The following is a 2,426-nucleotide window of genomic DNA, read 5'->3' as shown; positions in this document are numbered from 1 at the left end:
TCTATTTGTGTCTTCATAACCTCAAATATATCATCTTGCTTCGGCTGTCACCCTTCTTTCATCTCCTCAGCATACTTTCTGATACACCACCTTAAGTTTAAATATGAACACCCCGAATCAGACGTATGAGCAAACTAAAACCGAGCTAATTGCATAACTCGGTTTGAAGTGGAATACTGTCAATCTATTTCAGGACAAGACATGATTTTAATTTCACTTTGACTTTACAAGATTTAATGTTATGGTAAATATCAATGATATATATCTTGGTTTCGGGAGGTAATTATGGAAATTGCGAAAGTATTTCAAACTGGTCGCAGTCAGGCTGTTCGCTTGCCTAAAGCCTTTCGCTTTAATGGCACGGAAGTGGCCATCAAAAGCTTCGGGCGTGGTGTATTACTCATGCCCATCGACAATCCTTGGGATGTCATGTTAGAAGCCATCAATGAGTTTGAGGGTGGATTCCAATTGGAGCGAGCTGATCAAGGCGAACAGTTCCGTGAGGAGTTCAGATGATTTACCTCTTAGACACAAATATTTGTATCTATGTCATCAACAATAAGCCTCAACACGTTTTCGAGCGCTTTAAGCAATATCAACTCGGCCAGCTTGCGATTTCGAGTATCACGGCATCTGAGCTGGCTTTCGGTGTAGAGAAGTCTGGATCTGAACGCAATAAACAGGCGTTAAACAAGTTTTTGTCACCTTTAGAGATTCTTCCTTACGATGAACAAGCAATTTGGCATTACGCCAAATTACGCCAAGATCTTCAATCCACAGGTAAACCGATTGGCAGCTTAGATATGCTGATCGCTGCTCATGCTTTGGCATTGGATGTTGTATTAGTAACGAACAATACAAAAGAATTTGAACGGATTGATGGTCTAAAGCTAGAGAATTGGATCTAATCGCTATATCTAGCCCTATGCAGAGCTAGTGTTATTCCCAAGTAGAAATGTCCTGTTTTTAACTGCAAGAGTCAAGCACAGGATTTAAATTTCTTTGTTCAATAACAGCTTTCTGAGCTTTACGACTCGGCATACTTTTCTTGGCCCGGGAACGTTTATTCTCAACAATCTCATTTTGCTGTAGTCCAGCCAGTTTATTGAAGACGCTATAGTTGATCTTCCGTCCTTCATGCATGATTGCCACAGTACCATCCAGGTACTCCAGAAATGAAATGTATTGCCCAACAAGCTTATGATTCAGCTCTGTCGGTTCAAGCAGATAAATACACTTGTCATACGTGATGGTTAGATTCTTGGCGACCTTACGCGATTCCTGCCAGGTAAAAATATCATCCAGTTCAAGATCAGATTCGGTTAATGGCCGATGCAGGTTCTTTAAGTTTCGCGCACATTTGGCGAACTTCTGATTGAACTGCTCAATAAAGCAGGGTAACCATGTATTGGCCTCTGCAATCAAACCGATACCTTCCAGACGCATCTCCTTGATCAGACGGTCCTGCAGAGTTCTGTTGGCCCGTTCCACACGTCCTTTGGCCTGAGGGGAGTTGGCAAAGATAATATCGATGTTTAACTCATTCAGAATCCGGTCAAATTGCGTAATTTGGCTGTCTTGCCTGGATTTCTGATTAACTCTGAATACCGAATGTTTGTCGCTATAAAAGGCCAGAGGTTTGCCGTATTGTTCAATGTAGGCTCGGGTTGAAAGCATGTAGTCAAAGGTCGTTTCAGCCTCACAAAAGCGCAGATGCAACAGCTTTCCAGTGGCATCATCGATATAAACCAGCAAGCAGCATTTAGCGTCACGTCCTTCAAACCAATCGTGATATGAGCCATCAATCTGGATTAGCTCACCAAAGCAATCGCGGTTATATCTAGGTTGATATGGACGTTTCTGGCGCTTGGATCGCGGAATCCAGAGACCATTTGCAGTCATCCAGCGCCGAAGCGTTTCTACAGGGATATTCAGGTCAAACATGCTGTTGAGCTTCTCATGCGCCAAGGTGGGTCCAAAGCCCAGCAAATGTTCAGCAATAATGGAAAGGCACTTTGATTTTAACAAGTCATCATGGCGACGATGGCCAGGTTGACCACGACTGGCATGTGCCATACCTGAGACACCATCTTGATTGAGCTTCTGCAATAACCGGATAATTTGACGGGTGAAAAGATTCAGAATTTCAGCAGCACGGACCTGGGTAATACGATGATCTCTAACGTCTTGCAGAACTGCAAGCCGTTGAATTTCTTTGTCAGACATAGTGATCAGCATCTATATTTCATATCCAGTCCATGATGGTTAACCCATCATAAACTAGACATTTTTATTAGTGAGAATATAGACATTTTGAATGGGTTCTAACAAGTGTTGTTATTCCCAAGTAGAAATGTCCTACCTTAAAACCAAATAGAAATGTCCTATACAGACATTTCCAAGTCAAGCACAGGATTCAGATTTCG

Annotated in this window: 3 protein-coding genes; 2 read left to right on the top strand and 1 reads right to left on the bottom strand. The window is 42.3% G+C overall.

Annotated elements, in window-relative coordinates; genetic code table 11:
* Positions 1-285 precede the first annotated feature (285 nt).
* The gene (locus NI467_RS14485; RefSeq protein WP_004779823.1) at positions 286-516 is read left to right on the top strand and encodes an antitoxin; all 231 of its coding nucleotides are present in this window, start codon (positions 286-288) and stop codon (positions 514-516) included.
* Positions 513-908, top strand: a complete 396-nt coding sequence (locus NI467_RS14480) for a type II toxin-antitoxin system VapC family toxin (protein ID WP_253153489.1) — start codon at positions 513-515, stop codon at positions 906-908. The genes NI467_RS14485 and NI467_RS14480 overlap by 4 nt, the downstream gene beginning before the upstream one ends.
* A 58-nt stretch (positions 909-966) precedes the next feature.
* On the opposite strand, the gene NI467_RS14475 is transcribed toward NI467_RS14480, so the two are convergent.
* Positions 967-2,238, bottom strand: a complete 1,272-nt coding sequence (locus tag NI467_RS14475) for an ISNCY family transposase (RefSeq protein WP_253153488.1) — start codon at positions 2,236-2,238, stop codon at positions 967-969.
* Positions 2,239-2,426 lie beyond the last annotated feature (188 nt).

Origin of the sequence: Acinetobacter sp. S4397-1 (assembly GCF_024129285.1) — a bacterium.
Lineage (GTDB): Bacteria > Pseudomonadota > Gammaproteobacteria > Pseudomonadales > Moraxellaceae > Acinetobacter > Acinetobacter lwoffii_C.
Note: the sequence above shows the minus strand (reverse complement) of the source record. Positions and strands in the feature narration are given on the sequence as shown.

Coding starts and splice junctions, on each gene's coding strand:
- NI467_RS14485 (WP_004779823.1), top strand. CDS start 286: ATGGAAATTGCGAAAGTATTTCAAACTGGTCGCAGTCAGGCTGTTCGC.
- NI467_RS14480 (WP_253153489.1), top strand. CDS start 513: ATGATTTACCTCTTAGACACAAATATTTGTATCTATGTCATCAACAAT.
- NI467_RS14475 (WP_253153488.1), bottom strand. CDS start 2,238: ATGCTGATCACTATGTCTGACAAAGAAATTCAACGGCTTGCAGTTCTG.